Source organism: Enterococcus sp. AZ194 (assembly GCF_051713825.1).
In the GTDB taxonomy this organism is placed as follows: Bacteria; Bacillota; Bacilli; order Lactobacillales; family Enterococcaceae; genus Enterococcus_K.
Genome location: NZ_JBIOQR010000001.1, coordinates 2,343,463 through 2,369,210 on the forward strand (window position 1 = coordinate 2,343,463; position 25,748 = coordinate 2,369,210).

Annotated in this window: 18 protein-coding genes and 1 other annotated feature; of the genes, 9 read left to right on the plus strand and 9 right to left on the minus strand. The window is 37.3% G+C overall.

Features of this window, described 5'->3' with window-relative positions; all coding sequences use genetic code 11:
* Positions 1-20 precede the first annotated feature (20 nt).
* The 5 genes from IGI37_RS10955 to tyrS form a co-directional block, all read right to left on the minus strand.
* The gene (locus IGI37_RS10955; protein ID WP_438761883.1) at positions 21-707 is read right to left on the minus strand and encodes a DUF969 domain-containing protein; all 687 of its coding nucleotides are present in this window, start codon (positions 705-707) and stop codon (positions 21-23) included.
* 268 nt (positions 708-975) lie between these two features.
* Positions 976-2,358 carry a Na+/H+ antiporter NhaC gene (gene nhaC, locus IGI37_RS10960; protein WP_438761885.1) on the minus strand — a complete coding sequence of 461 codons (1,383 nt, stop codon included), beginning with the start codon at positions 2,356-2,358 and terminating at the stop codon, positions 976-978.
* Between the two features lie 184 nt (positions 2,359-2,542).
* Positions 2,543-3,961, minus strand: coding sequence for a tyrosine-tyramine antiporter (tyrP, locus tag IGI37_RS10965; protein WP_438761887.1), 1,419 nt, complete (start codon positions 3,959-3,961; stop codon positions 2,543-2,545).
* 137 nt (positions 3,962-4,098) lie between these two features.
* Complete coding sequence (gene tdc, locus IGI37_RS10970; RefSeq protein WP_438761889.1) at positions 4,099-5,964, minus strand: tyrosine decarboxylase; 1,866 nt, start codon at positions 5,962-5,964, stop codon at positions 4,099-4,101.
* A gap of 286 nt (positions 5,965-6,250) precedes the next feature.
* The gene (gene tyrS / locus IGI37_RS10975; RefSeq protein ID WP_438761891.1) at positions 6,251-7,507 is read right to left on the minus strand and encodes a tyrosine--tRNA ligase; all 1,257 of its coding nucleotides are present in this window, start codon (positions 7,505-7,507) and stop codon (positions 6,251-6,253) included.
* A gap of 105 nt (positions 7,508-7,612) precedes the next feature.
* Positions 7,613-7,827: a binding site (T-box leader), on the minus strand.
* 686 nt (positions 7,828-8,513) lie between these two features.
* Between tyrS and IGI37_RS10980 the strand changes: the two genes are divergently transcribed.
* Complete coding sequence (locus IGI37_RS10980; RefSeq protein ID WP_438761892.1) at positions 8,514-8,681, plus strand: hypothetical protein; 168 nt, start codon at positions 8,514-8,516, stop codon at positions 8,679-8,681.
* Positions 8,682-8,767: 86 nt separating this feature from the next.
* On the opposite strand, the gene IGI37_RS10985 is transcribed toward IGI37_RS10980, so the two are convergent.
* Together IGI37_RS10985 and IGI37_RS10990 are read right to left on the minus strand one after the other, a co-directional pair.
* On the minus strand, positions 8,768-9,739 hold the full coding sequence (locus IGI37_RS10985) for a diaminopimelate dehydrogenase (protein ID WP_438761894.1): 972 nt from the start codon (positions 9,737-9,739) through the stop codon (positions 8,768-8,770).
* A gap of 154 nt (positions 9,740-9,893) precedes the next feature.
* Entirely contained in the window at positions 9,894-11,681 is a 1,788-nt protein-coding gene (locus tag IGI37_RS10990; protein WP_438761896.1) for a DUF2264 domain-containing protein, read from the minus strand.
* Positions 11,682-12,221: 540 nt separating this feature from the next.
* Here IGI37_RS10990 and IGI37_RS10995 point away from each other — a divergent pair.
* The 8 genes from IGI37_RS10995 to IGI37_RS11030 all read left to right on the plus strand — a co-directional run bounded on the left by IGI37_RS10995 (position 12,222) and on the right by IGI37_RS11030 (position 17,001).
* Positions 12,222-12,620 (plus strand): choline-binding protein, encoded by a 399-nt coding sequence (locus IGI37_RS10995; RefSeq protein ID WP_438761898.1) that lies wholly within the window; start codon positions 12,222-12,224, stop codon positions 12,618-12,620.
* 70 nt (positions 12,621-12,690) lie between these two features.
* A complete protein-coding gene (locus IGI37_RS11000) occupies positions 12,691-13,512 on the plus strand; it encodes a hypothetical protein (RefSeq protein ID WP_438761900.1) in 822 nt (273 codons plus the stop codon).
* A gap of 30 nt (positions 13,513-13,542) precedes the next feature.
* A complete protein-coding gene (locus IGI37_RS11005) occupies positions 13,543-14,373 on the plus strand; it encodes a hypothetical protein (RefSeq protein ID WP_438761902.1) in 831 nt (276 codons plus the stop codon).
* A 17-nt stretch (positions 14,374-14,390) separates the two neighbouring features.
* Positions 14,391-14,921, plus strand: a complete 531-nt coding sequence (locus tag IGI37_RS11010) for a hypothetical protein (protein WP_438761904.1) — start codon at positions 14,391-14,393, stop codon at positions 14,919-14,921.
* A gap of 39 nt (positions 14,922-14,960) precedes the next feature.
* Positions 14,961-15,356 carry a hypothetical protein gene (locus tag IGI37_RS11015; RefSeq protein ID WP_438761906.1) on the plus strand — a complete coding sequence of 132 codons (396 nt, stop codon included), beginning with the start codon at positions 14,961-14,963 and terminating at the stop codon, positions 15,354-15,356.
* Positions 15,357-15,373: 17 nt separating this feature from the next.
* A complete protein-coding gene (locus IGI37_RS11020) occupies positions 15,374-15,904 on the plus strand; it encodes a hypothetical protein (protein ID WP_438761908.1) in 531 nt (176 codons plus the stop codon).
* A gap of 12 nt (positions 15,905-15,916) precedes the next feature.
* On the plus strand, positions 15,917-16,519 hold the full coding sequence (locus tag IGI37_RS11025; RefSeq protein ID WP_438761910.1) for an ATP-binding cassette domain-containing protein: 603 nt from the start codon (positions 15,917-15,919) through the stop codon (positions 16,517-16,519).
* 95 nt (positions 16,520-16,614) lie between these two features.
* The gene (locus tag IGI37_RS11030; RefSeq protein WP_438761912.1) at positions 16,615-17,001 is read left to right on the plus strand and encodes a hypothetical protein; all 387 of its coding nucleotides are present in this window, start codon (positions 16,615-16,617) and stop codon (positions 16,999-17,001) included.
* Between the two features lie 126 nt (positions 17,002-17,127).
* Here IGI37_RS11030 and IGI37_RS11035 read toward each other — a convergent pair whose 3' ends face one another.
* Both IGI37_RS11035 and IGI37_RS11040 read right to left on the minus strand, forming a co-directional pair.
* Positions 17,128-24,351 carry a Spy0128 family protein gene (locus tag IGI37_RS11035; protein ID WP_438761913.1) on the minus strand — a complete coding sequence of 2,408 codons (7,224 nt, stop codon included), beginning with the start codon at positions 24,349-24,351 and terminating at the stop codon, positions 17,128-17,130.
* Between the two features lie 1,055 nt (positions 24,352-25,406).
* Positions 25,407-25,748, minus strand: coding sequence for a hypothetical protein (locus IGI37_RS11040; protein WP_438761915.1), 342 nt, complete (start codon positions 25,746-25,748; stop codon positions 25,407-25,409).

The following is a 25,748-nucleotide window of genomic DNA, read 5'->3' on the forward strand; positions in this document are numbered from 1 at the left end:
AGTTGAAAAGAATTCAGCCATTATTTATGTCCCCCTTTTTTTCCATATTTTTTAGCCAGTCTACGGTCAAATAGCATGTTTGAAATCGCAGTGATGACTAACGTGATTAACGCAACTAGTAAGGCCATTCTTGAAATACTAGCTTCAGAAACATTATAGTTAAGGTCTTTGAGTGTTCCTGCAATTAATAATACACCGGAAGCTGCCACAAAGGTATTTTGTGCAAAAAAGTTCCCGTAGTTTTCATTTGCAGCCGCACGCGCTTTGATTTTGTCTTCATCTTCTGGTGAAATTTTCCCATACTTCGTTTCTGCAGCGGCTTGTGCCATTGGGTTAACAATTGGTCGGACAAATTGTGGGTGTCCAGAAATTCGAATACCAAAAAATCCGGCAACCTCACGAATCACTGTATACAGGGTTAAAAACATTCCTGGTGTGAGCCCTTTTATTTTCTCAATTAGAATAACTGCTTGTTGACGCAAACCAAATCGTTCAGATAGGCCAATCATTGGTAAAGTTAACAGGAAAATAGTTACCAAGCGATTGTTTACGAAGGCCTCCCCTAGCATAGTGAGGAAGTCTACAATTGAAATTCCAGAAACAAGTGCAGTAGCTAATGCTGCAATAATAACAACAGCAATCGTGTCGAATTTAAAAATAAAGCCAACTAAAATAATTAGAATGCCAATTAATTTTATCCATTCCATTTTTGTTCATCTCCTTAAAAGTAATAGATTAATTATAAAACAAGTAGAATTAGCAAGCAAAATAACTCAAGTTTTTCTCATTGTATTTTCATGTCCGGATAAATAAAAAAACGAAAGACCTACCTTCTATTCCGAAAACGATTTTCCTGAATGAGTAAAGTAGGTCTATTGGACAAACCAGCCACTGATTGTTGGCAAAAATAATTAGCTGACTAAACGTGTTTAAGCTATAAACATGGGTCTTTTATCTACCTATTCCAGTAATGGTTTAGTTGTCTATTTTCAATAATTTTTGTTTTAATCGGAGTCCTAAAAGAATCGTAATTACTGGGCACAATAATGGGAAAAACGCATAAGGTAAGTAAGATAAGGTGCTGACCTTTAGTGTTCCCATGATAAAGGTGCCACTGACGCCCCAAGGAACAATTGAATTGACCGCAGCCCCAGCGTCAGCTAGTGTGCGCGTCAGATATTTTTTATCAATGTGTAGGCGTTCAAAAGAAGATTTGAAGGTCTCCCCTGGTAAAATGATGGAGAGGTATTGTTCACCGACTAAGACATTAACCATGATTGAGCTTAGAGCTGTCAAGCCAATGAGTTTAGCGGAATTATTTACATAGCCTTTAATTTTCTCAATTAAGGTGGCAATGATTTCAAATTTGATCAATAATCCTCCTAACGCTAAGGCTAAGATAATTAAAGAAGCAGAATTGAGCATGCTTTCTATTCCACCTCGTGACAAGAGTGTATCCACCCGTTTATCCCCTGTTGTAGAGACATATCCGCTCATTAAAATACTTGCTACTTTTTGTAAGTTTAATGAAGGGTTATGGATGAATGCAAGGATGGTTGCAGTTGTCGAGCCTACTAGTAAAGTTGGGATAGCCGGCACTTTTTTCCAAGCAAAGAGGAACAAAACCGCCACTGGAATCAAGGTGATCGGTGAAATCCAAAAGCCTTCTCGAAGGGTTGCGACCATCGCATCGACTGTTTTTAAATCAGCTGAAACGGATTGATGACCTAAAAAGACATAACCAATAATTGAAAGAGCAAATGCTGGGACAACTGTCCACATCATGTTTTTAATATGTGCAAACAGGTCTACTTCACCAATTCCTGCAGCTAAATTGGTTGTATCTGAAAGTGGGGAAATATTATTTCCCAAGAAAGCGCCAGAAACAACTGCTCCGGCTGTCATTGCGTTGTCAAAGCCTAAAATATGCCCAATTCCTAGAAAAGCGATGCCCATAGTCGAAATGGTTGTAAACGAGCTTCCGACTGTGACGCCGACCAGACTACAAACAACAAAAACAGTGGGTAAAAAGAATCTCACGGAAATAATTTTAAATCCGTAAACCATGATCGTTGGGATGGTTCCTGATAGAATCCAAGTGGCCACTAAGACACCAATCAATAAGAAGATGATAATAGGGATAATCCCAGGAGTAATTCCCGCTGTGATTCCTGCATGAATGTCATCCCAAGAAAAGTTTTTCCATTTGCCATAAAACAGCAGTAACATGAAGACAAAAAGCAAAGGAATATGTGGTGATAATTTTTGACCAATAATTAAAAAGCCTAAAATCGCTAAAAGAAGAAGTAAAATACTCAAACTTTCAGCAAAGGTTACTTTCGGTTTCTCTGGTTTCATAATAAAAACCTCCTATAAAAAGACAGAAACTGAAGGAGTTGCTTCTGTGCCTACCGTTTATTCGAATACTCAGAGCCTGGGACATAACCTTTTGCGTTATGTCCCAGGCTCGCCTCAGTTTCTAAAACGTCAAAAGAACAGATAAAGCCTCAGTTCTTTTCCAATTGTTTGACTAAAGCGACGATTATTTATCCTCTTCTTTTTGGACTTCTGTTAACCAGTCATCATGTTTGAAATGATGAATAATCAACGGAATAACGAACATCGCAAGGGTAATCAAACCAACTAAAAGAGCATCGGTGATAGAGGTTGTTCCCAATGTGGCAAAAACAACAATTAAAATACCAATAATTAACATACAAGCAACTGCATAAGCTAAGCCGTTTCCAGATTTCCCAATGCGATAAGGACGAAGGGTTTCAGGCTGTGCTTTACGCAATTTGATGATAGCGACAGCGATTAATACATAGACAATACTGTAAATAATCGTTGTGGCATTGGTTAACGTTAAGAATACCGCATTGACATCATCCATTACGCCATAAAGCAAGGCAAATAAAGAGATAACAATCGATTGTGTCAAAACGACATTACGGGAAACGCCATATTTGTTTTCACGATGGAAACCAAATTTTGGTGGCAATAAGCCATCACGAGCGACTTGAATAATAGTTTTTGAAGGTCCTGTCACCCAAGCAGAGAGCTGTAAAAGAACCCCAATAAAGACCATGAAACTGAAGATATTTCCGATAATTGAAGGCAAGCCTAGAATGTCGCAATAAATTAATATTGGTTGTGTAATATTTGAAAGCTCCATTTTATGGTCAGGAACGACATTAGCGACAAATAACGCATTAATGACATTTAATAAGACTAACCCAATTAATGAAATGAAGACCCCTTTTGTATAGTTTTTAGTGGCATCCTTTAAACGTGGAATATAAACAGAAGACATTTCAATTCCGACAAAGATAAATGAAATCCCAGCCAGATATTTAAATGAGTCCATGTTTTCAAGGTTTGGCAGAACTTTTGACCAAGAGAAGGTGCCCAAATAGTCAGTTGTAACAAGCCCTACTTTGAAAAACGAAAGTAGTCCTAAAACAACCATGACTAGTACAGGAATATACACACCTAACCAAACACCAATGTTCCCGCCGACTTTTGCCATATCAAATTTTAAGTTTAGAATCGTAATAATCCAGTAGATAATCAAGATACATCCTAAAACAAACCAGTGATTGTTCCCTAGTTCAACGTTGCCAAATGTGTTCCCTAGTAATGGGCCTAAAGTTGAAGCAACCATTACCATTCCAGGAAACATTTGAACCCAGAGTAACCAAGCAACAACAAAGCCCCATTTGCTACCTAAGGCTGTTTTGACCCAAAGCTGGGGACCGCCTTCTTGAGGCAACATGGTCGATAACTCACCAGAAATAAGAGCAATAGGACCCGCGAAAAAGATAACAGCAAAAACAGTATATGAGATTAACGTCCAACCGACCGAAGCTAGTGTTGGGATACTACGAACAGTGGCACAGAGCGCCATTGTGAGCCCAATAAAAGTGCCTAATTCTATTTTTTTAACTTGTTTTTTATCCAATTTTTACACTCCTTATAAACTAAGATAAAGAGGCATGGACTTGCTGTTTGTTTCGAGAAAAGGCAAGTCCATGCCTTTTACCCAATGAATGTAGGACGTAACCCACTTGAGTTACCTCCCACACCTTAAGTTTTTAATTATTTGCTTACGTTATAAATTTGTTCTAATTTTTCTTGTAACGCAGCTTTTATTTTTGGAGCGTATACGTCGAATTCTTCTTTGTTATTCATATAGGGTGTCATTACAGCGGCACGTAATACAGTAACTTTACCAGCACGGTCCCATTCAGCATCACTAAAGCCTAGATTATTTACAAATTGTAATGGGCTATTGCCGTAATCTGGGATAGCAAAGTCCGTGTGAGAAGTAATAAATTCATTGTTGTAGATATTGCCTTTCACATAAGATGCAAGGTCATAGACATCGTGGTTTAATTTGTTCATAGCTACTAAATCATCGTTGCCTTTTTCTTTGAAGACATAGTCCACCATGTTAAAGTCAGGATGAGTTAATGTGTGTACTTCGATTTCTTTATCTCCGACTTTGAAGGATAAATCATTTAAGAAATCGTAGAAATTGTGTGAGCCTTCGATTGAAGCCCCGATTAATTTACCGTAACCTGCTACATTCAGAGGTAAAACATGGTGAGCAGCCCAAACAGAAGCAGCTGTTGCGCCAGCTTTTGAACCTTCTAAAATGTAAGCCCCTAATAGCGCCGGAATATCGGCCCCTTTTTCAAATACGTAAGTCGCAAAGTAAGAAATAACGTCGCGCATACGGATATCTTGGATAACAATTCCCCCAGCAGAATAAGGAATATAGCCCATTTTATGTGGGTCAATGGTCACTGATTCTGCCCGTTCGATTGCTTTATATGCATGATAAACATCTTCTGAAATGTGTTCTTTTTGTTGAGTAAAGACACCATATTCAGCGTGTACCTCTTGTAATTTTTCATAAGGGATGAATTGGTTGTTTTCGTCTAAGAAGATGGAACGACCATATCCACCGTAAGCCGCATCCACGTGAACATAGTAATAAATTCCGTCTTTGGCTAAGACATCTCTTAAGTCAATAATTTTGTCAATACTATCAATGGCGCCTTCTTCTGTTGAACCAACGACACCGACAACCCCTAAAATAGGTGTTTTTTCTGCGGCTAAGTTACGAACAATTTTTTCAAGTTCGCTGATATCCATACGATAGTTGTGGTCAACAGGAACTGGGATGACTTGATCCAAACCGACACCAATGATATCGGCAGCTTTTAGCCAAGAATAGTGTTTGGTTTGAGGAACAAGCCATTTACCTAGTTCTTGCAAATGTTTTCCGCTACGTGCAGAATGCGCTTTGATGGCATCGATGTCGTCTTCAGCACTTTCCACTAAGTCCATAATTTCTTTTGTGGACATGTTTAATAGTTCCCAATCAGATTTTCCTGCGACTAATTCAGGTTTTACTTCCTTCATCGCAAATGGTAATGATTTAATATTGCGGGCATACCATAAACCTTCTAAGTTTGCTAAAGAACCATCAGCGACAATATGTCCCCAACCATTTTCATAACTCATTAAATGAGCAAATTCGTGCCCGACTTCTTCTTCCATTTGAGAAGTTGCTGGAGAAGATTCATAAGCAACATTGTTTCCATTCCATAGCATCGCGAAGTTGTACGCTAATAGAGAAGGCATTAGCGTTTCGGCATTCATATGGCCCCAATATCTACCCGCTGTATGCCATGGAACTGAATGTGTACGCATACGAGAAGAAATTTCATTCAATACATCCTTCATGTGGTTTACAGTGTTCTTGTAACTTTCAGATGTGCGTTCTTGAGAAGAGATGACTGGCATATCTTGTGGCATATAGTTTTGACGCCATCCAAGATGTTCATCTACTAAGTCAACTAACAACTCCTTGTATAATTGACCGTTCTCAGCTTTGTCCCCAATGAATAGTGCATTAAGGTTCATTTCGCCTTTTGACATTTTTTCGTTTTTCATACGAAAATTCCTCCTTACAAATTTTTGTTGATTTAGATTTTGCATTCAAAACGTACACCTAAAATAACAATATGTAAAGCGATAGCTATAACACGACTACTCATTTTCTTCTCATTTTCTCATTTTTCAACAGTTCCATTATCAGAAAAAAGGAAGAGGGAATCTGCCGAAACAGATTCCCTCTTCCTTATGACATTAACGGTTCACGTATCCCCTATAAGGAGTTTTGGATTTTAACTTTACTCAAATAATCTTATGTCTTCTCTTCATGAGATTATTAGAAACTTTAATCCACTACTTTTGCCAAAAAGTATTTTTTCTTCCCTTTGCGTACAACCACGAATTTTCCTTCGAAGTGTTGTGACGGCTCGATTGCAAAATCTAAATCGGTGATACGATCACCGTTAATGCTTATAGCTCCATTGCTCACATCTTCGCGAGCTTGTCGTTTAGATGGTTCGATTTTCGTATCAACTAGCCACTCAACAATATTTTTTGTTTCACTAGAAACTTCAACTGTCGGCATGTGTTCGAACCCTTGCTCAATTTCCTCTATAGTTAAATCCTTGATGTTTCCTGAGAAAAGAGCTTCTGTAATCTTTTGTGCTTCACGTAATGCTTCTTCACTATGAACAAATGTTGTCACTTCTTCAGCTAAACGGCGTTGTGCTTCACGTTTACCTGGGTCAGTTTCAACTTTTTTAGCTAATTCATCAATGGTTTCTTTATCTAAGAAGGTAAAGAATTTTAGGTATCTAACTACATCACGGTCATCTTGGTTTAACCAGAATTGGTAGAATTCAAATGGAGAGGTTTTGTTTGGATCTAACCAAATCGCACCACCTGCTGTTTTCCCGAATTTTGTTCCGTCAGCTTTAAGCATCAAAGGAATTGTTAAACCAAACGCTTTTGCTTCAACGCCTTCTTTTTTACGAATTAAGTCTAAGCCAGCTGTGATGTTCCCCCACTGGTCGGCCCCACCAATTTGTAATTGTACGTCATGTTTTTTGTATAATTGTAAGAAGTCGATGGATTGTAGGATTTGGTAAGTGAATTCTGTAAATGAAATCCCCACATCCAAACGGCTAGCTACGATATCTTTGGCTAACATCGTATTGACGTTAAAGTTTTTCCCGAAATCTCTAAGGAAATCAAGCAAAGTCAATTTTGATAACCATTCGTAGTTATTTACCATAGTGACATTGGCATCTTTCCCAAATAATTTTTTCATTTGGTTAGAAAGACTATCGACATTGTGTTGAACAGTTTCCATCGTTTGTAATACACGTTCGGTTGTTCGGCCACTCGGATCACCGATTGTTCCTGTTCCTCCACCGATTAAGATATATGGATGATGTCCAGCCAACTGGAATCTTTTCATCATCATAAATGGGATCAAATGCCCGATATGCATACTGTCACCTGTTGGGTCAACCCCACAATAGAGTGAAATGCTCGTGCTTTCTGTAAGTTCGCGAAGACCTTCTTCGTTTGTTTGTTGATTGATTGCATCACGCCATGTTAATTCATCAATAATGTTCATGTTCTCACCCTCCAAGTTATTTTTATTGAAAACTAGTTCGAGGTTTGATCAAACTAGTTGGTTCACAAAGTTATAGAAAATAAAAAAAGTCCCTAAGCCGTTAGACTTAGGGACGATAATTATCGTGGTACCACCCAAAATTTATACATAGAAATGTGTTGTCTTTTCTATATACCTCAAAACGAGTATCGCCGTTACACGTGTCTTAAAGACAAAAGCTCCAGAATGTAATTCGATGAATAACTTGTGCTAGTTTCCAGCCCCACTAGCTCTCTATGACAGAGGTTATCTCTCTACTGCTTTTCTTTCATCGCTTGTTTATTAACTTAACCGTAGCATAGTACGTTTCGATTTCTTTGTCAACACCAAAATGACAGTTTTTATTTATTCATTAAAAAAAAGCAGATATTTCGGTTTTTATGAGAAGATTTTAATTTTTCGACGAGAATAAAATAACAAAAAACTGATGATTAAAAATAACGAGAAAATATTATTTTTTAAACGTTAGACAATTCAGAATACTTTTGAAATTGTATCAAATGTTCGAATTATTTAAATAATTTTGTTAATTATGAAAAAACAAGCGGAATTTTATTGATTTTGAAGTGAAATAATTTTTCTGAAATTCATTCTCAAAGAATTAGTTATGATTCATATAACAGAGTGATTATTTGTTTTGGCGGATTCTTAACGGCAACAAGCCTACCTGTTATCTCCTCTATGAAACTTCGATGAAAATATCTGTTCTTCATTCAAAATGAATAAAAATAAAGATGATTTGCGACAGAACTGATTCGCTCAGTGGCTCTTCTATTATAAGAAGCTTTTTGACGAGTTATTTTTTTGTCTACATTAGAGATTCGTTTTCTAATAAGAAGATTTTTCGTGAAAATTCAACCGATTGCGTAGGTGGATAGTTTTACTCTTTGGAACAGAACTGATAAAATGAAGCGTAGAAAAGTGTTGGCCTGTCTCAATAGTGCCTATGTTCCAGGGGGAAATCGAAATGATCGTTTTTGTGGTACCGTTTGTCTTATACTTCATTAGTATGATACTTATTATTCTTGCGATGTCTAAAGGAATTAGTTTGTTGCTGTATAGCTCTGTCTCTTTGCTTATTGGCGATATTATTTTATTTTTTTTCATCGCCTACACCTTCTTTTATTATGTATAAACGAGTCCGCTCTAAATAGGCGTAACAAAAAAGCAATCAAATGAGGATTGCTTTTTTGTTATCTTAACTTATCATGAGTGATGTGCTTATAATAATTCTTTTCTTAGGGTCGCGTCATCACTTGTTGACAGATATTTTGGTGCAATATCTAAGACAGTATACGCCCCAAATTTTTTTTCAGATGCCAAACGAGCACAAGCTCTGGCGTAAGCAACCAGTACACTAGCCGTAAATTCTGGATTACTATCTAAGGCTAGATTGTATTCGATGACTTGGTTTGTTTGTTCAGAAGTTTGACCAATATGAAGAACCGTTCCGCCATGAGGCATTTTTTTATGGTTTTTAGTCAATTCATCTTGAGAAATGAAGTGAACTTCTGTATCATACTCTGCAAAATAGTTTGGCATAGAGACAATCTCTTCTTTTACAGCTTTGGCATCTGCACCCGCTTCAAGAACCACAAAACATTCTCTAAAGTGCTTGTCACGCGTACTTAATTCCAGTAGATCCCCGGCTTTCAGTTTTTGAATCACTTCTGCGTTTGGAATCGTATATTGTGTGGCATCTGCTACGCCTTCGATTCGTCTCAGTGCATCAGAGTGTCCCTGACTAACCCCTTTCCCCCAAAATGTATACGTCTCTCCTTTAGGTAAAATGCTTTGCGCATACAAACGATTTAAGCTGAACAAACCTGGATCCCAACCAGTAGAAATAATCGAGACCGTTTGATGTTCTTTAGCTACTTTGTCTACGTTGGCAAAGTGCTCAGGAATCTTGGCATGCGTGTCAAAGCTGTCAATCGTATGAAACATTTTTGTGATTTCAGGTGTTTGCACAGGCAAGTCAGTCGCTGATCCACCACACAAAATGCAGACATCAATCTCTTCTTTTTTATTCAGTAAGTCATCCATATGGTATGCTTTCGCGCCATACGTAGTCACTGTTTCAGGTGCTCTGCGGGTAAATACCCCAACTAAATCCATATCAGGAGCAAGTGTTAGTGCACGTTCGACACCACGTCCCAAATTTCCATAACCAATAATTGCAATTTTCGTCATTTATTTCACTCCCAAAATTTTATTGGTTCAATTATACTACATAACGTCAGAAATATGAGAAAAAATTCATTTAGTTTAAAAAAATAATCATAATTTGATTTTTATTTAGGGATTCTGAAAGAAAAAGCTGTAATGCTGAACTCCTCTAGTTGTGTTAAAACGGTTCTTTTTTAATTTTGACAGTGATCTCTCCTTTGATAACGAAGAATTTTTCTTTTTCTATAAATGATAAATTTCTGTCAGAATGATAGTTAGCCAAATGAGTATTGTTAATATAACTCACGAAGAGGTGTTTTCCGGCACATAGTTTTTTAACTAAAGTTGGTACGCCATTTTTTTCTGCGGAATAGATATTTGTGTTTGGTCCTTGTTGTGTCACTTGTGGTTTTCTATCCCCCACCAAATCATAAATGACAGAACAGTCCAAGTGATTCGTTAATAAGCAAGAATGTGGTTTTATTTGAGCGGTTTGATATTTCTGATTCCAATCAAGTAATGGAAACCCACCTTCAGCAGTTTCTACAGGAAATGGTGTGAAAATCTCGTGTATTCGAATGTGTCCATGGTTGTTCACAGGAACCAAATAAGTCGTGACTCGAATTTTGTTATAGACGGTCCATTGGCTCACGGAATAATCTGAGTACGTAATAGATTTAGAAATGAGTCCACGCGTTTGATATTGGTTGGTTTCAAGTAGGCTGAACGCGAGTGTGGAATCGATAGCAAAACTTTCCAACCCTTGATTCTCGCGTGTCAAATTAAAGCCAACCGCCGTAGAGTATGCAAATTTACTATATTTTTCACGACCATGATACAAATGCTGATTATTTGCGTATTGTTTATTACTTAAAGCAATCGTTTGGTCATCTGCTGTTTGAATGAAAAATCCGGCATGTAGTTGAGTTGTGAGGGCCCTTTTTTTAGTTGGTTGTTCCTCCACTTGCCAAAATTTATCTGTTTTAGACAATTCCAAGAGAACAAAAGATTTAAAGGCCCACATTGGGGAACCTGGTGCATTATAATCCTCGGATAAGAGTAAATTATTGTAGCCATAACCGATAGAAAGATTTTGTTCCTTAGGTAATGTAATAGGCATTTGCGTCCAATAGCGTAAGTGATCAAGAAGTATTTTTTTGACTTCCCCTAATGATAAATCAGATTGTTTATAGGTATCCGTCACGATAAATGCAGACCAAAAAGCCGCGTGCGCAAAACGATAAGTTAAGCTGCGACCAAAAGGAAGTGAACGTCCCTTATTGTCAAACCAATATCGAAAATCCATTGCGAATAAACAAGCTCTCTCTTGGAATTTTTTGGCGATGTCCTCTTTGGCAAAACGTCCATAGAGCAGTCCATAAAAATGAAAAGCAAACGACACATAATAATCACGTTGTTGGTTCGATCCATCAGAGTACCACCCCTCTCCTAAATAAAAGCTTTCGATAGTAACCAACGCTTCTTGGAGTCGTTCTTCTGAGTATTCTGCTCCAATCTTTTTTAGCGCCCCATTGACCAAGACCAAAAAGAAATACCAATTCCCCGCCGGAAACTCAATAGTATTAATCCCATTTAACCAAGAGAGTAAGTATGTTTGGTTTTCAGGTGCTAACAAATTAAGAAACTCGTTTCCAAAAGTTCCCAACGCGTACCCAATTATGTTTAATTCGACAGCAATCTGTCGATTTTCTGTCGAAAAAGTTGGAAGTGCCTTGTCAGACAATAATTGTTGGAAACTTTGAAATATAGGTTCATTTTTGATTTCCTTCAGATTGTTTTGTCCGACATATTTAGGAATCAGTCCCCAAAGAGGCCGCATGATTCCTTCAAAGTGTCGAATCTCTTTCAGATAGCTACCACCTGATTGATCCAAATAGGTAAAGTCGCAAGGAACCATGGAATCAAGCCATTGAACAAGTTCTGATTGTGTCTGCAAATTAGTCATTTGTGTTTTCTCCTTTATCAGCGATGAGTGGTTCATTTTGAAATGTTTGTTCAACTCAGCCATCTCCGTTTGCTAGATGGTGTTTTTGAAGAAACAAGCCATCTTTTCTTACAAGCAAGTATTATGCCAACGAGTGTCGAATATAAGCGAATCAGGCCTTCGTTAGGAATTCTTTAGATCTTCGAAAATATTTTTATTTATTTTGAAAAATTATATTAAAAGCTGTTAAAACTTAAGTTTATTGGACAAAGCCTATAAAGACTGATAAATGCAAAAAAAGTTATTCAATAAATGAAACAATATATTTAGATACTGATTATTAAAGGAGTGAACGCAATTCCGCGCGCTTGAAACCGTTTGCAATCGTTATTTTTTAGGCGTACACTGGTTATTGGAAGAACTAAAACCAATCGTCCTCTCTTCAAAGTAACTCGAAAGTCGATTGCTTAAATGAGTAAAAAGGCATCCCTTAACCAATTACGCAAACGTTTTCTTTGTGCACAAGAGAAACCGTCTGTAAAATAGAAGGAGGTTTTTTGAATGAAAAGAAGTACAAAGTTTTTGTATATTAGTTCGTTACTCGTCAGTATTTTAGGTGGAGCAACAGTTTTTGCAAGTACATGGACGGTTGGTAATTGTTATGTCCCAGCAAAAGGTGGGGGTGGAATAACTGCTCAGTCAAATCAAAAGACATCAAATGACAATCTGGCCTCGTTTAATGGAGATGCAATTCCTAATGCATATGGATATACCGTGAGGCTAGTTAATTCGGCAGGTGAGATACGCTCAGGAAATGTGGGGTTGTATCCTGATAAAACAACATATGGCAAAAATAATTCGGGACTAAAAGGTTATTATTACTACGCAGAAGTTTTCTCTAAAAAGGTTGAACCACATGGAAGCACTGTAAAGCTACATTTTTCTGCTGATACAAAATAAGGAGAAAATAAAGGTCGGCATTGTTGTTGACCTTTATTTTTATCTAGATAGCAAAGAAAGGGGAACCACCATGATGTTATTTTCAAAGAAAAGATTAGTATTTATGTTTGTTATTACACTACTCACCTCTTTAGTAGAAATAGTTTCTACAATAAATGATGCGGCACCAGTTGTTCAAGTTGGACAAGGTGGTATTTCTCTATTCTATCAATTTCAGAGTGGTGGCGGAACTGAGTTAATTGGGACGATTTGTTATTTTTTGTGGTTTTTGTTGATTCCGCTTTTATACTCTAATCAGGCAATACGTGCTAGAACGAATCATTTTGACTATCTATTGATTAGTCGGTTTCAAAACTCTAGGGATTACTGGATAAATGTTTTAAAAACAAATGCTATTCTTACTTTTATTTGGATGTTAAGTATTCTCCTTCTAAGAGCGCTCCTAGTTAATCTATTTTATGATCCGTTCTATTTTGAGAGAGTTTTAACAAAGGGAACACTTTATTACATTTTTGAGGATGATTTGTTGAATATGATGGTTTCTATCATATTTACTTGCTTAGGGATGGTAGTTTTGTCAACTTTAATTCTTATCTTAGGGATGTATTTGAAAAATTATATTATTTATTTACCGTCAGGACTAATAATTTCGATACTTCTTATGGTTGCACCTGTGATATTAGGTACTCCATTGCTAGAGGACCACAATAGTTTTATTATCAGTACTTTATCAATAAATGCCATTATCGCTCCTGCTTTACAACCAGTAGGTAGGTATGCGCCAACGTTTAATGGTGGTCTTGTATTTCTTGTATCACTTCTATTTTACAGTCTTGTTTGTTACTTATTGTTTTCTTTGCGACTGAAGCTGGATAAGAAAAATGGTTTTTAAGACTAATTTCAAAGATGAGGAGACACTTCTATGATTCTATTTTCCAAGAGAAAACAAGTATTTATGTTTGGTCTCACTATACTTATTTGTATCATCGAGACTTTTGCAAAAATAGATGATTCTGTTATACCAATCAAGAATAGTGGCGAAGGTGGCCTTCCAATTTTTTATCAAATGCAAAGTGGTGGTGGATATGATTTTATCGGAACTATTTGTTTCTTTTTGTGGTTTATATTGGTTCCGCTACTCTATTCTAGTCAAGCGATACGTGCCCGAACAAATCATTTTGATTTTTTACTAGTGAGTCGATTTGAAAGTTCTAAGAAGTATTGGATTCGAACTTTAAAAACAAATGCAATCCTAACATTTATATGGATGTTAACTATCCTTGTATTGAGGATCCTTCTTATTAACATATTCTATGCCCCTTTCCGTTTCGAGAAAGTTAGTTTTTTTTTAGTCGATAGTTGCTACTATATAGTCAAAAATGGCTTTTGGAATCTAGTAGCATTCATTCTATTTACGTGTATCGGTATGACAATCTTTTCAACTCTGATACTTATCATAGGTATGTATCTGAAAAATTATGTTATTTATCTTCCCTCTGGATTAGTAGTTGGTCTGTTTTTGATAGTAGCACCAGTTCTTCTAGGCACTCCATTACTAGAAAAACACAATAGTTTTCTTGTTAGCGTTTTGTCGATAAATGCGATTATCTCCCCTGCTCTTCAACCAGTAGGTAGGTATTCGCCGACGTTTAATGGTGGGATTGTATTTTTTGTCTCCCTCTTTTTCTATACCCTAGTTTGTTACTTACTATTTTCTTTACGATTGAAGCTTGATAAGAAGAATGGTTTTTAAAAGGAGTTGTTTTATGGATGTATCGACTATTAAGAAGCAGAGATAATCTTCGTTTTTATGGGTTGTCTATCGTAGCAGGGCTAAGCTTTATTCTCGCTAATGGACCAGATAATGATAGTATCGAAACATTATTTTTGTCCCATTTCACGACTTATTGTTCACTGACTTTATTTATTATTGTTTGTTCACTAAAAATTTCTCGAAATATCCGTGTTGCGCCTCTGCTAATTGTTCGAGTCGGATATCGGAGTTTTATTATTTATCAATATTTGACGACCTTCATTTTAGGAACATTGTATTTGGCTTCGCAGTATACGCTTAGTTTTTCGATGGTTGGAATTCGAAATCGTGAACAGTTACCGATAGCAATTTTAGTCATGATTCTTTATTGTCTTGTCGTCTATTTGATTACTTTTGTACTAAACTTAAGTAACTGGAATATTAAACCTGTCTATACTGTAATATTTAGCATTCTAATTGGGCTGCTATTTCATTACGGCTATTGTTTGTTTGTCGTAGCTAGTATATATACTGATTATAGACGTTGATTTGCAGGGGGATTTTGGCAAGTTAGTTCATATTAAGGAATGCTTTATTATATTTTCAAAAATGGCTTCTGGGATCTAGTAGCATTCTTTTTATTCATCTGTATCGGCATGGTTGTCTTTTCATCTCTGGTACTTATCTTAGGGATGTATCTGAAAAATTATATTGCCTATCTGCCTTCAGGACTAGTGATTGGGTTATTCTTGATTGTAGCAGCGGTCATTTTGGGTGCTCCATTACTAGAAAAACAGGATGATTTTTTTATTAGTTTTTTGTCAATAAATGCGATTCTTACCCTTGCCCTCCAACCAGTAGGCGTATACGCGCCAACGTTTAATGGTGGTCTTGTATTTCTTGTTTCACTTCTTTTTTACAGTCTTGTTTGTTACTTATTGTTTTCTTTGCGACTGAAGCTGGATAAGGAAAATGGTTTTTGAAAGGAGTTGTTTTATGGATGTATCAACTATTAAGAAGTAGGGATAATCTTCGTTTTTATGGGTTGTCTATCTTAGCAGGAATAAGCTTTATTCTCGCTGGTGGGAGAGATAGTGATAGTATTGGAACATTATTTTTATCCAATTTCACGACTTATTGTTCGCTGACTTTATTTATTATTGTTTGTTCATTAAAAATTTCTCGAAACATCCGTGTTGCTTCTTTACTAATCGTTCGAGTCGGATATTGGAATTTTATTGCTTATCAATATTTGACAGCCTTCATTTTAGGAACCTTGTATTTGGTTTCACAGTATGCGCTTAGTTTTTCGATAGCTGGGATTCGAAATCGTGATCAGTTGTCGATAGCAATTTTAGTCATGATTCTTTATTGTCTTGTCGTCTATCTGATTACTTTTGTACTAAACATGAGTAATTGGAACGTTAAACCTATCTACACAGTAATTGTTAGTATTTTAATTGGTTTATTATTTCATTATGGTTATTGTTTGTATGTGGTAGCTAATATATATCTTGGTTTAAGTCGTTGAAGGGAGCTTCTTATGAATATTAAATTAGAAAATATCAGTAAAAATTTTAACAAACGGTTAATTATTGAGGGCGTTGATTTGCAGGTGGATTTTGGCAAGTTAGTTCATATTATAGGGAGTAATGGCTCAGGCAAATCAACAATTTTTAAGATTATCTGCAAGATTATTGAACCGGATAGTGGATCGATAGAATTTTCAGATCAGACTCAGCTTGGTGCGTTGATTGAAAATCCTAGTTTTATGGAAGATATGAGTTTAAAGAAAAATCTACAATTTTTAGGTGGAATAAAGAAACAGTTTGATGAGGAAAAGGTTATTCGATTAACGGAAAGACTGGGTCTGGACTATGACAGCAAAGTAAAGGTAGGAAAATATTCTGTAGGAATGCGTCAAAAAATGGGCATCATTCAAGCTATTATGGAAGACCAAAACCTAATTTTGTTAGACGAACCGACACGTGGATTGGATAAAGCAGCGTTGGCCGAACTAAAACGACTCATTGAAGAGCTGATTGCTGAGAATAAGACGATTATTATTGCCTCTCATGATAACTTGTCAGAGTTGAATTTTGACGAACAGTATTTATTAGAAGAGGGGCGTCTCCAATTAAATTAGAGAAAACGACAAACATCACACTCTATGTAGGTCTTCTCCTATTTTGTTATTTGATGCATCAATCTAATTTAGGGGTATACTGGGCGGAACGTTATGTGTATTCTTTTGAAACGCCGCTAACTGTCGGGATAAGCGTTCTTTTGGCGACACTTGAGAGTTTGTTAGTGTGTAGTTTTATCAAACAATTTTGGGATATTCAGCAATTTATTCATATTCGAAAATTGAAAAGGAATTTATTCTACTATTCTTTGCGACTCACCCTTCCAGTCATTGGAGTATTGTTAGTAGTCAATGTTTTATTTGACTGTCTCAGTCAGCAGATCAACAGTATTGGTTATCTTCGTTTGACAGTTACGTATTTGGTGACGCTATTGCTGAATCGATTTATCAAAAATCATTCGCTTTTTATGCTAATGACTCTCCTATTTGGTTTTCTAATACGAGGATTGTTTCTGTATGGAGTAATGTTGGTGGTAGATTAAAGAAAAACGAGAGGAATTCCCTCTCGTTTTTCGCTGTTTTGACCCGCAAAAAACCTACTTACTTAGGCCTTTCGGAATTTTTTTAAACATAAAGCTTATTGTGTAGTTCACTTCTTTCTCTTATGTTTAGTCCCACTCGGTTGCGTCTGATTTATTTGATTTTTTACGCCCAATAATCATAACAATCATTAATAATAGGTAACCGACGATAATCATTAGTAAAGAAGTTCCAATATTGAACCCTGTTTTAGGTAAGGCTTTCGATGTCGTTTGACTCGTAGTTTTATTTGTTGCCGTATTTTCTTTTTTGACTGTTACGTCCGATTTTTCAACAACCTCAACATGGATAGGTGTTCCATCTAGAACATAACCATCTGGCGCCTTGGTTTCGATTAGTTGATAACTTCCCGCTGCTAAATCGTTGATGCGAACTTCCCCTTTTTTGTCGGTCACGAGCTCTTTTTGAATCACTTTATTGTTAGCATCTCTCAGCTCAAATGTAGCTCCGACTAATTTTTTTCCGGAATGTTTATCAACCTTTTGCAAAATAAGACTACCAGTAAGAGGTTTGTTTCTGCTGTTTTGCGTGTATTTATTCTCAAATGTGATTACTGCTTTGTTGCTAAGAGTCGCTGATAACTTTCCATCTTTATTTACTACCTTAACGGTTACTTTATGTTCGGTGAGATCATAGTAAACGGTCTCGTCATGCCCCATCTTTTCGCGAATAATGTACGTATATTCGCCTGCCTTATTGTAGTCAATCGGGTCAAATGTAATTTTCCCGTTAGCATCATTTGTTGTCGTTTGGAGAATGTCTCCATTTTCACTAACTAGCTCAAATTTGAATTCCCCATTGATTAGTCCACGACCTTCCAAAGTTTTTTCCGCAGTTAAGATGAGAGTCCCCTTTTTCGAGGTAAACGTGTTTTTGAATTCTATTTTCCCCTCGTAACTCGGTGTAGCAGTCAGTTTGCCGCCTGTGTTTTCAACTTTAACAGTTACTCGATGCTCTCTATCGTCATAGCTGATAGTTTTGTCTTTGCCCCTTTTTTCGCGAATAATATAACTGTATTCGCCGGCTTTATTGTAGTCAATCATGTTAAAATAGATTTTCCCGTTGGCATCATTTGTTTTGGTTTGAAGAACATATCCATCACTATCGACTAATTCGAACTGGAACTCGCCACTACTTAGTTTTCGTCCTTTCAACGTTTTACTTGCTTCTAAAATGACACTGCCTGCGCCTACTTTATAGGAATTTTTGAAAGTAGGGTTTCCATTGTAGGTCGGGATAGCATTCAGTTCACCGTCGACTTCTTTGACTTTAACCGTAACTTGGTACTCATTGCGGTCATACGTAATCGTGCGATCGTTCCCTGCTTTTTCGCGAATAGTGTAGCTATACTCGCCCGTTTCATCATAACCGATTGCATTAAAGTAAACATTTCCAGTCGAGTTATTTGTTTGAGTTTGCATGACTTTGCCGTCTTTATCAACTAGTTCAAACTGGAACTCGCCGGCACTTAGTTGTCGTCCATCTAGAATTTTTCCAGCTTCTAAAATGACACTGCCTTTTTTCGGTGTATAAATATTTTTGAATTCGGCATTGCCACTATAAGTAGGAGTAGCGACTAGTTGTCCGTCAAGATCCGCAACGTTGACCGTAACTGAAAACTCAGTATTGTCGTAAGTAATGGTCTCATCGTTTCCTACTTTTTCGCGAATTGTATAGTTGTATTCGCCAGCTTTGTCGTAGTCTATTGCGTTGAAATAAACTTTTCCATTAATGCCGTTTGTCTGAGTTTGTAGAACATTCCCCTTTTTATCGACTAGCTCAAATTGGAATTCGCCAGCACTTAGCTGTCGTCCGTCTAGAATTTTACTCGCTTCTAAAACGACACTACCTTTCTTCGGTGTATAGATATTCTTGAATTCAGCATTGCCACTATAAGTAGGGATAGCGACTAGTTGTCCGTTCACATCGGTTACTTTGACCGTAACTGAAAACTCACTGTTGTCGTAAGTAATTGTTTCGTCGTTTCCTACTTTTTCGCGAATTGTATAGTTGTGTTCCCCGGCCTTCTCAAAATCAATTGCGTCGAAGTAAACTTTTCCATTAATGCCGTTTGTCTGAGTTTGTAGAACATTCCCCTTTTTATCGACTAGCTCAAATTGGAATTCGCCAGCACTTAGCTGTCGTCCGTCTAGAATTTTACTCGCTTCTAAAACGACACTACCTTTCTTCGGTGTATAGATATTCTTGAATTCGGCATTACCACTATAAGTAGGTGTAGCGACTAGTTGTCCGTCAAGATCCGTAACGTTGACTGTAACTGAAAACTTAGTATTGTCGTAAGTAATTGTTTCGTCGTTCCCCGCTTTTTCACGAATTGTATAGTTGTATTCGCCAGCTTTGTCGTAGTCTATTGCGTTGAAATAAACTTTTCCATTAATGCCGTTTGTCTGAGTTTGTAGAACATTCCCCTTTTTATCGACTAGCTCAAATTGGAATTCGCCAGCACTTAGCTGTCGTCCGTCTAGAATTTTACTCGCTTCTAAAACGACACTACCTTTCTTCGGTGTATAGATATTCTTGAATTCGGCATTGCCACTATAAGTAGGTGTAGCGACTAGTTGTTCGTCAAGATCCGTAACGTTGACTGTAACTGAAAACTTAGTATTGTCGTATGTAATTGTTTCGTCGTTCCCCGCTTTTTCACGAATTGTATAGTTATATTCGCCAGTTTTTTCATAGTCAATTGCGTTGAAATAAATTTTTCCATTAGCGTCGTTTGTCTGGGTTTGTAGAACATTCCCCTCTTTATCGACTAGCTCAAATTGGAATTCTTCAGCACATAGTTGTCGACCTTCCAACACCTTACTCGCTTCTAAAACGATACTACCTTTTTTTGGTGTATAGATGTTTTTGAATTCAGTGTTGCCACTATAAGTAGGTGTAGCGACTAATTGTCCGTTCACATCTTCAACATTGACCGTAATCGAAAATTCACTGTTATCATAAGTAATCGTGTTGTCGTTCCCCGTTTTTTCGCGAATTGTATAGTTGTGTTCCCCGGCCTTCTCAAAATCAATTGCGTCGAAGTAAACTTTTCCATTAATGCCGTTTGTCTGAGTTTGTAGAACTTTCCCCTTTTTATCGACTAGCTCAAATTGGAATTCGCCAGCACTTAGCTGTCGTCCGTCTAGAATTTTACTCGCTTCTAAAACAATACTGCCTTTTTTCGGTGTATAGATGTTTTTGAATTCAGTGTTGCCACTGTAAGCAGGAGTAGCGACTAGTTGTCCGTTCACATCGGTTACTTTGACCGTAACTGAAAACTCACTGTTGTCGTAAGTAATTGTTTCGTCGTTTCCTACTTTTTCGCGAATTGTATAGTTGTGTTCCCCAGCCTTCTCAAAATCAATTGCGTCGAAATAAACTTTTCCATTAATGCCGTTTGTCTGAGTTTGTAGAACTTTTCCCTCTTTATCAACCAGCTCAAATTGGAATTCTTCGGCACGTAGTTGTCGTCCGTTCAACACCTTACTTGCTTCTAAAACGACGCTGCTTTTTTTCGGCGTATAAATATTTTTGAATTCGGCATTGCCACTGTAAGCAGGAGTAGCGATTAATTGTCCGTTCACATCGGTTACTTTGACCGTAACTGAAAACTCACTGTTGTCGTAAGTAATTGTTTCGTCGTTTCCTACTTTTTCGCGAATTGTATAGTTGTATTCGCCAGCTTTGTCGTAGTCTATTGCGTTGAAATAAACTTTTCCATTAATGCCGTTTGTCTGAGTTTGTAGAACATTCCCCTTTTTATCGACTAGCTCAAATTGGAATTCGCCAGCACTTAGCTGTCGTCCGTCTAGAATTTTACTCGCTTCTAAAACGACACTACCTTTCTTCGGTGTATAGATATTCTTGAATTCGGCATTGCCACTATAAGTAGGTGTAGCGACTAGTTGTCCGTCAAGATCCGTAACGTTGACTGTAACTGAAAACTTAGTATTGTCGTAAGTAATTGTTTCGTCGTTCCCCGCTTTTTCACGAATTGTATAGTTGTATTCCCCAGCTTTTTTAAAATCAATTGCGTCAAAATAGACTTTTCCATTAGCGCCGTTTGTCTGGGTTTGTAGAACATTCCCCTCTTTATCGACTAGCTCAAATTGGAATTCTTCGGCACGTAGCTGTCGACCTTCCAACACCTTACTTGCTTCTAAAACGACGCTGCCTTTTTTCGGCGTATAAATATTTTTGAATTCGGCATTACCACTGTAAGTAGGAGTCGCGATTAATTGTCCGTTCACATCGGTTACTTTGACCGTAACCGAAAACTCACTGTTGTCATAAGTAATCGTGTCGTCGTTCCCCGCTTTTTCACGAATTGTATAGTTGTATTCCCCAGCTTTTTTAAAATCAATTGCGTCAAAATAGACTTTTTCATTAGCGCCGTTTGTCTGGGTTTGTAGAACACTCCCCTCTTTATCGACTAGCTCAAATTGGAATTCTTCGGCACGTAGCTGTCGACCTTCCAACACCTTACTTGCTTCTAAAACGACGCTGCCTTTTTTCGGCGTATAAATATTTTTGAATTCGGCATTACCACTGTAAGTAGGAGTCGCGATTAATTGTCCGTTCACATCGGTTACTTTGACCGTAACCGAAAACTCACTGTTGTCATAAGTAATCGTGTCGTCGTGCCCTACTTTTTCACGAATTGTATAGTTGTATTCGCCAGTTTTTTCATAGTCAATTGCGTTGAAATAAATTTTTCCATTAGCGCCATTTGTCTGGGTTTGTAGAACATTGCCATTCTTATCAACCAGTTCAAATTGGAATTCTTCAGCACGTAGTTGTCGTCCGTTCAACACCTTGCTTGCTTCTAAAACGACGCTGCCTTTTTTCGGCGTGTAGATGTTTCTGAATTCTGTAGGACCATGGTAAGTCGGTGTGGCGATTAGTGTGCCATTTATGTCTTCCACATCAACGGTAACGATAAAGATACGGTTATCGTAAATAATTGCCTCATCGTTTCCTGACATTTCTTGAATCATGTAAACGTAGTGTCCGGCTGTCTCAAATTCGATAGGGTCAAAATAAATTTTTCCATTGGTGTCCTGACTTCTTACTTGTAAGATTTTTCCATCTTGATCGGTTAACATGAATTGGAATTCATTGTTCTCTAACTGTCGCCCTTCTAGAATTTTTGTCGCTTCTAAAACAACACCTCCCTTTTTAGGAATGTAGACATTTTGGAACTCTGGATAGCCATTGTAACTAGGTGTGGCAACGAGCTGGCCTTGGTGGTCTTCTACCTTGACCACCACCTTGTATTCGTTTGAATCATAGGTCATGTTTTCGTTATTGCCTGGTTTTTCTCTCATTGTATACACGTAATCGCCAGGTTCTTCATAGGAAATTGCCTCAAAGTAAATCTTTCCATCCGTTGAATTCGGTATGGTTTGAAGGACTTTTCCATCTGAATCAAGCAATTCAAACTGGAACTCACCTTCTTTTATTTGACGTCCAATTAATGATTTATTGGCTACTAAAGCGAGCTCAGTCGGTTTGGTTTTTGGATTGGTCACGACAATTTGTATTCCGGAGATATCTTTCTCTCCAATTTCAAATTCGTTCGAAGGAGAAAATTGTGGGGCGCTGTATCCATCTAAACCGCTTGTTTCGATTACGCGATATTTGCCAGAAGTCAACTGGCCAAACAAGGCTTCTCCTTTTGCATTCGTAGTTATCTCCATCGTGCCAATCGTACCGTTTGCTAAATAATCCTCATATGTATTTTTTTCAGGAAGCCATTTTTGAATTTTGAATGTGACTCCTTCAAGCTTATTTCCTGCATCATCCTGCTTGATAATTTGCATTGTTTTTGGTTCAACCACTTCAGCAGTGCCACCGATTTCCCTAAATTCGATTTCGCGAATATTTGAATTGTTTTCCCCGTCTGAATGAATGAGCTTCGCTTGATTTTTTAAGGTCCGCGAATCCCCAGTTACATCTGCTTGAATAGTGACTTGATAAGCAATAATTTGATCCTCTGCACCTGAACGAATGTGATCTAACGTTTTACTATAACCGCCATGGGTAATCCGACCAGACTCTAATTGGATTTTTAAAAGTTTTTCTATTTCTTCATAATTATTATTTTTATATTTATCGGGCAACTGAATTTGGTCGCTAGGGATATTACCGAAGTAGACAACAACTGTGTTATCTAGAACACCATACCCGGGCTGACCCGTATCTTTTAACGTCTTTTTAAAGTCTTCTATTGTTAAATCAGTTGTTTTAGGCATAACTTCTTTGATTTGGTAATTGCCCCAAGAAGTTTGAGTAACATCTGCATAGAGGAACGAATTGTTCGAAAGGTTACCTGACGAAGTTGCGGTGTATAAAATCGTTTGTATTTTAATGGATGAAAAGAGTTGATTGCCTTCTAACTTGTCGACTAAAAATGTCTCGTTTAATGTTGAGTAACTTTCTCCATCAAATCGTTTACGAGCATTATCAAAATTCACAAGGACATCCCAGTTGGCCACGTTTTTCCCTGAGATCTGAACACCATTTTTTGTGATGATTTCATTTAACGTACTCGGGTATTCGCCTGCTGAACTACCTGGCTCGCCAATAATGATAGATGGTAAAGTAATTCCTTCTTCGATTGCAATGACGATATCTTGGCCACTTTTTTCTATTCGACCATCTGCATAAACGAGTCCATTTTTGAGGGCATCCATAGAAACGGCGTATTTATTTAAAGTAATTTTTATCTGATGATTAACGATTTGACTGGTTCCTATTTCTTTATTGTTAAGGTCAGTCAAAGGGAAACTACCTGTATCACTGTATGAAAAATAGTCATTTGGCAGTGAGAAGGTGAAGTAATCTCCGGCCTTCATTTGAGCTAAACTTTTTTGTGGGATTGCCCATCTATACTCAAAACGAATGGTATTTCCTGGAATGGGTACAGGTGCATTTTCGACGAGCTGCCCATCTTTAATCAAATAAGTGAAGCCGTTTCCGTTGTTGATTTGCACATCTAAGCCCTTCACTTCGACTAGATGAGAGACATCACTGGCTGTATTTTCTACGAGTGGTTCTGTCTTATGCTCAGCTGTATCTTCTGTTTCTTTTGGTAAGGACTCTCTTTTTTCTGATGATCTGATTTCTTGTGTTTCCGTTGTTTCGTTGGTCTCTTTCTCCGAACTTACTAAGGCACTCGTGCTTGAATAGCTAGTGAGGTCATTTGAAACTGCGAGAACCGGTTGGATAAACACCGATGAAAGGATGGTAAGTAGACTAAATAGAGTTATTTGACTTTTTTTCATGCTACATCTGCCTCCAAAAGAGTAGAAAATTACTACTCCTCCTATATTCTTTTGTTTTTGAAAGAAAGTATTAAAAACCTGTCATATCTCGTTTTCTTCTTTCTTCCAAATAATGGTCATGTCCTGTGCTAAACGCTTAGGGAGATTGCTTAACTCTCAATCTTTAGGTGAGCAATCAAAAAAATCTTATAAGAATAAATGGAGTTATTTTTTTGAAAGCCTGTTACTGATAAAAATAATTCCAGTTATTTTTAGGCGAGCTGTTCATTTTCGTCCTGTTATTAACGGATTGTTCACCTTAACTTCTTTTCAATAAACGAAGTCTACTTAGAATTCGTTTATTGAATTGCGATTTTCGCAAATTAAACTTTTCTCCCCTAGCGTTAGTAGAAGCAACAGTTAACCTCGATTATTTGTGTCGTAAGCTAACTGCTATTTGAGAGCAGGGGACATAACTCGAAAAGTTATGCCCATGCTCCTATTCCCCGAATAAACGGTGGGCGGCACAGAAGCAACTCCATCTTCACGTTGTTCCGCTCTCAACAACTTCTACGCATGAGACATGCTAGAGTTGAAGGTTCGAAAAATAAGCTGAAATTGCTGTGAAACACTATTTACAAAGTAAATAGATGTAGAACAGTACCTACCCGGTGCTGTGAAACACTATTTACAAAGTAAATAGATGTAGAACAGTACCTACCCGGTGCTGTGAAACACTATTTACAAAGTAAATAGATGTAGAACAGTACCTACCTGGTCACAAAAATTTGAAGAGCACCACGTAGGAATCAATCAACATCGAAAGAAAGGCTTTCGTGTTTCTTGTCATTTTCGTGGATTCCCTCTTATTGCTGTAAAACACAACGAAGCATGAGTTGATGTTGCACAGTACCTACTCGGTGCTGTAAAACACAACGAAGCATGAGTTGATGTTGCACAGTATCTACCCGGTTCTCGGAGTTAAACACTTCTGTCTCAACCTCTCCGTATTCAAATGTTATTCATTCATGTCTTAAAAAAAAATGGCGAAATATTCAGAAAAAGTGTTGCTTGGTCTACTCTTTTGTCAATGCTAAGGCCCTTTCACCAAAAAGGATAGTTCCAGACATACTCGCTAGAATCATTCCTAATTGTGCCGTCTCATTGGAATCGTTTAAGACAGCAGCCTGCTCTTCTATATCTGCCATTTTTTTCTGTAGTAGCAATTTTTTCTTAAAACTATCTTGGTGTTCGTTTTCAACAATCAACAAATTTTCTTCGGTGTCTACTGTCATTTGGTCGATTTGGAAATGTTTATCTTCCTTTGTTATGGTGTACTCATCAGATAATAAAATATTGCTTGATTGATAAGAAATGAGTAGCGGGACCATTAAGAAAGAAATCATTCGTTCATTCAT

Bases quoted from the DNA above. Each gene is read 5' to 3' on its own strand.
- IGI37_RS10955 (WP_438761883.1), bottom strand. From the start codon at position 707: ATGGAATGGATAAAATTAATTGGCATTCTAATTATTTTAGTTGGCTTT.
- nhaC (WP_438761885.1), bottom strand. From the start codon at position 2,358: ATGAAACCAGAGAAACCGAAAGTAACCTTTGCTGAAAGTTTGAGTATT.
- tdc (WP_438761889.1), bottom strand. From the start codon at position 5,964: ATGAAAAACGAAAAAATGTCAAAAGGCGAAATGAACCTTAATGCACTA.
- tyrS (WP_438761891.1), bottom strand. From the start codon at position 7,507: ATGAACATTATTGATGAATTAACATGGCGTGATGCAATCAATCAACAA.
- IGI37_RS10980 (WP_438761892.1), top strand. From the start codon at position 8,514: ATGATCGTTTTTGTGGTACCGTTTGTCTTATACTTCATTAGTATGATA.
- IGI37_RS10985 (WP_438761894.1), bottom strand. From the start codon at position 9,739: ATGACGAAAATTGCAATTATTGGTTATGGAAATTTGGGACGTGGTGTC.
- IGI37_RS10990 (WP_438761896.1), bottom strand. From the start codon at position 11,681: ATGACTAATTTGCAGACACAATCAGAACTTGTTCAATGGCTTGATTCC.
- IGI37_RS10995 (WP_438761898.1), top strand. From the start codon at position 12,222: ATGAAAAGAAGTACAAAGTTTTTGTATATTAGTTCGTTACTCGTCAGT.
- IGI37_RS11000 (WP_438761900.1), top strand. From the start codon at position 12,691: ATGATGTTATTTTCAAAGAAAAGATTAGTATTTATGTTTGTTATTACA.
- IGI37_RS11005 (WP_438761902.1), top strand. From the start codon at position 13,543: ATGATTCTATTTTCCAAGAGAAAACAAGTATTTATGTTTGGTCTCACT.
- IGI37_RS11010 (WP_438761904.1), top strand. From the start codon at position 14,391: ATGTATCGACTATTAAGAAGCAGAGATAATCTTCGTTTTTATGGGTTG.
- IGI37_RS11015 (WP_438761906.1), top strand. From the start codon at position 14,961: ATGCTTTATTATATTTTCAAAAATGGCTTCTGGGATCTAGTAGCATTC.
- IGI37_RS11020 (WP_438761908.1), top strand. From the start codon at position 15,374: ATGTATCAACTATTAAGAAGTAGGGATAATCTTCGTTTTTATGGGTTG.
- IGI37_RS11025 (WP_438761910.1), top strand. From the start codon at position 15,917: ATGAATATTAAATTAGAAAATATCAGTAAAAATTTTAACAAACGGTTA.
- IGI37_RS11035 (WP_438761913.1), bottom strand. From the start codon at position 24,351: ATGAAAAAAAGTCAAATAACTCTATTTAGTCTACTTACCATCCTTTCA.
- IGI37_RS11040 (WP_438761915.1), bottom strand. From the start codon at position 25,748: ATGAATGAACGAATGATTTCTTTCTTAATGGTCCCGCTACTCATTTCT.